General features: G+C 60.5%; 4 protein-coding genes. All 4 read left to right on the top strand.

The genetic code is table 11. The annotated features are described in order from the left end of the window. The first annotated feature begins 118 nt into the window (after nt 1-118). Entirely contained in the window at nt 119-1,276 is a 1,158-nt protein-coding gene (locus NKH01_RS35005) for an IS110 family RNA-guided transposase (protein ID WP_353024728.1), read from the top strand. 381 nt (nt 1,277-1,657) lie between these two features. Beyond that, nucleotides 1,658-2,131 carry an IS66-like element accessory protein TnpA gene (gene tnpA / locus NKH01_RS35000; protein WP_352453912.1) on the top strand — a complete coding sequence of 158 codons (474 nt, stop codon included), beginning with the start codon at nt 1,658-1,660 and terminating at the stop codon, nt 2,129-2,131. After that, nucleotides 2,112-2,465 carry an IS66 family insertion sequence element accessory protein TnpB gene (gene tnpB, locus NKH01_RS34995; RefSeq protein ID WP_014761846.1) on the top strand — a complete coding sequence of 118 codons (354 nt, stop codon included), beginning with the start codon at nt 2,112-2,114 and terminating at the stop codon, nt 2,463-2,465. The genes tnpA and tnpB overlap by 20 nt, the downstream gene beginning before the upstream one ends. Before the next feature lie 54 nt (nt 2,466-2,519). Then, nucleotides 2,520-2,985, top strand: a 466-nt coding sequence (locus NKH01_RS34990) for an IS66 family transposase (RefSeq protein ID WP_353024727.1), incomplete at its 3' end; no start/stop codon positions are given.

Here is a 2,985-nt window from a genome sequence, read left to right as displayed (position 1 = left end):
GGTAAGCGCGAATTTCCCCGCACCTTTTGCTGTTGAGTGCTCTGATGCATGAGAAGCTATGCGGGGAAGCGGCGAGGTGGCACCATCGTCGTACGATCAACCCGAAGGATAGACTATCATGTCCAAAGTCGACGATCTCAGCCGATCAATCACTGTATTGGATCAAGCTCGCACTGTGCTCGTCGTTGTAGAAATGAGTCAAAATAACTGGCTGGTGGCCGGAATGCTTCCCGGCGTTCAGCGACACCCCCTCAAGAAACTCGATCCCGATCCCAATGCATTGCTCGGTTTGATCGCGCGTTGGCGATCGGAGGCGGAGGCTGCGGGCATGCCGATAGACCGGGTCGCGCTGGCCTTCGAGGCTGGGCGAGACGGCTTCTGGCTGGCCCGGTGGCTGCAGACGCGAGGCATAGACGCTCACGTCATTCATTCAACCAGCGTCGCCGTGAACCGTGAACACCGACGGGCGAAAACCGACAGGCTAGACACGGCCATGCTGATGCGCGTGTTCCTGGGTTGGCTGCGTGGCGAGCGTGGCCACTGCCGCATGGTGGCGATCCCATCACTGGCGGAAGAGGATGCCAAGCGGCCGAGCCGCGAGCGGGAGAACCTGGTCAGCGAGAAAACGCGGATAGTCAATCGCATGAAAGGGGCGCTGGCTCGGCTCGGCATCCGTGGCTTCAAGCCCGAGCTTCGCCGGGCGCCGAAGAAGTTGCCGGACCTGCGCACTTCGGAAGGACAGCCGCTTCCGCCGAATATGCTGGAAGAGATGCGGCGCGACATGGCTCGGCTTGCGGTGGTGCGCGATCAGATCACGACGATTGAAAAAGCCAGAATTGCCCAGCTTGAGCAGGCGCCCGCGTCGGGGTATAATGCAATGGTTGTGCTATTGGCGCGCGTGATTGGTGTCGGGGTTGAGACAGCCGACATGCTGGTCCACGAGGTGCTTAGCCGCAACCTCAGAGACCGGCGCGCGGTGGCGCGTTACGCCGGTCTGACAGGCTCCCCCGACGAGAGCGGATCTAAACGACGCGAAAAGGGGTTGGCCAAGGCGGGCAACGCCCGGGTGCGACGCGGGCTGATCCAATTGGCCTGGCGCTTCCTGAGATTCCAAAAGAATAGCGAACTGACGCAATGGTTCCAGGCACGAGCGGCACAGGGCGCCCGCAAGACGACGATGATCGTGGCGCTCGCACGCAAGTTACTCATCGCGCTCTGGCGATTGGTTACCGTCGGCGAAATCCCGATGGGCGTCACATTGCGCCCGATGAACTGAACACACTGCAGGGCGCCTGACGGATCAACCGCCGTAATGACGCCCGCGCGTATCGATTCGAGGTGGCGGTGTCCCGATGGACACCATGGCGTTATTTGCCGTCATGAGAATGGGCCCGCCGCCTCGGAGCCTTGCTGCTGAAGCCAATGACTGCTTCATGGTCCGGGTCTTTTGCAGACCCACCGAATACAAGGTTGCGGCGTAATGCGATGCGCCCAAAGGCAGGCTCCCCTCGAATTTGATGCTCGCGGACCAATGCACAAGGCAGTGACCAACCGTTCTGTTATGGCTATCCTGACCGCTTTGCCGCGAAATCAGTGAAGGCCCCTTGACAACGAAATCCCCATACAAGGTGTCCACCAAAATAGGTGGACACCTTGTATGGAAGAAGATGAGCAGAAACTGCGGGTGAGGCTTGTCGGTCGGGACGGGCGACGCCGATACGACCCGGCATCGAAGGACCGTCTTGTCTCGGCCTGTCTTGAGCCTGGCGTGTCGGTATCTAGGCTTGCGCTCGAACATGGGGTCAATGCGAACCTTCTTCGGAAGTGGATAAAGAAGCGGGCGGAGACCCAGTCCCTCCCACAGCCCCCACCATCGGCGTTCATCCCGGTTCAGATTGAAAGCACTTCCGATCGGGCCTTGCTGCGACAGAGCAGCATGGCTGCGGTGGATTTGCCGGGGACTTGCGATGGGGCACGTAGGTCGGCATCGAAAAGGACAGCGCCTTTTTCCTCTCCAGCCAAGGTGAGCGCGTCGCTGCCGAACGGCGTGAAGTTGACGCTGGAATGCGGTGATGTGGATGCGTTGACGGCGACCATCGGAGCACTGGGTCATGTTCAGACTGGGCGCTGACCTGAAAGTCTACCTGCACCGCGAGCCGATCGACTTTCGGGCCGGCATCAACAGCCTTGCGGTTCTGGTCCAAGAGACGATGGCGCTCGATCCGTTTGCTCCGGCGGTTTTTGCGTTCTGCAATCGCCGTCGCGACCGGATGAAGCTCCTGTTCTTCGATCGGTCGGGCTTTGTGCTGGTCCTGAAGCGGCTGACCGAGGACAAGTTCCGGTGGCCGCGCCGGGAGGCAGCGGTGGTCACGCTTACGACCGAGCAATTGCACTGGATCCTCGACGGCATCGACATCGATGCGATGGTCCGCCATCCGGTGCGGCAATATCAGGTTGCGGGTTGAGGGCTCTCGAATTGAGCGGTTGACGCGGCGGCATGCTTTCGATTCAAGAATCTGATGAATCGACCCGGCGAACCGACTGTTGAAGCGTTGATGGCGCGTATTGCTGCGCTGCAGGCGCAGAACCGTCAACTCACCGAACGCGTCGTCAAACTCGAGGAAGAGCTGGCGCTTGCACGACTGCATCGTTTTGCGCCGCGCAGTGAAAAGCACATTGACCGCCTCTTCAATGAAGCCGAACAGGCCGCGGATGAGGACGCCGCCGACAACGAAGATGGCGCCGTCGTTGTCCTGCCGGACACGGGCTTGCCGGCGAGCGAAGGGGCGACGGGAAAGAAGCGCGGCCGCAAGGCCTTGCCGGAAAACCTGCCGCGCGAGCGCGTCGAGTATGACCTTCCCGACGATCAGAAGGCTTGTCCTTGCTGCCGTCATCAGATGCATCGCATGGGCGAGGCCGTTACCGAGCAACTTCATATCGAGGTGAAGGCGAAGGTCCTGCAGAATGTGCGGTTCAAATATGCTT

The organism is Mesorhizobium sp. M1403, from assembly GCF_040317695.1.
Taxonomy (GTDB): Bacteria; Pseudomonadota; Alphaproteobacteria; order Rhizobiales; family Rhizobiaceae; genus Mesorhizobium.
Note: the sequence above shows the minus strand (reverse complement) of the source record. Positions and strands in the feature narration are given on the sequence as shown.